1 pseudogene is annotated in these 527 nt (G+C 77.2%); it reads right to left on the bottom strand.

Annotation, left to right across the window (positions count from 1 at the left end):
* Positions 1-499, bottom strand: a pseudogene (locus ACOV8S_RS31155) (MMPL family transporter); the annotation flags it as partial.
* Positions 500-527: the final 28 nt, after the last annotated feature.

The following is a 527-nucleotide window of genomic DNA, read 5'->3' as shown; positions in this document are numbered from 1 at the left end:
ACTGACGGTCGGCGTAGTCGGCGCCCGCCGCGATCTCCCCGGTCACGGCGGTCTCCAGCCCCTGCCCGCTCCCCGCCACCGCCGGGATCAGCTCCTCCCGCAGCCGGTCCAGGGACCGCCCCGCCTCCGCCGAGTTCTGCGCGTACGGCACCGGCAGGGCCACCAGGGCGGTCCGGCCGTCCTCCGCGACCCGCGGACGCGGCACCCGGTCCTGGGCGAACAGGGCGTCCCCCCGGGTGAGCTCCACCAGCTCCCGCAGCGGCACCGCCGGATCGTCACCGCGCGCCACGACCAGGTGGGCCGGCCCTTCGGACGGGAACGCCGCCACCAGCCGGTCGTAGGCGGCGACCGCCGGAACGCTGTCCGGGAAGGTCTCCTTGCCCTCGGTGCCGAGCTTCATCGACAGTGCCGGCAGGGCCAGCGCCACCGTGGCGGCCGCGGCGGCGACGAAGGTGACCAGCGGACGGCGCATCACCGGCCGGAGCAACGCGGCCCACACCCGGCCGTCCCCACGGCCCGCCCGAGAC

The organism is Streptomyces sp. CO7 (assembly GCF_053474865.1).
Note: the sequence above shows the minus strand (reverse complement) of the source record. Positions and strands in the feature narration are given on the sequence as shown.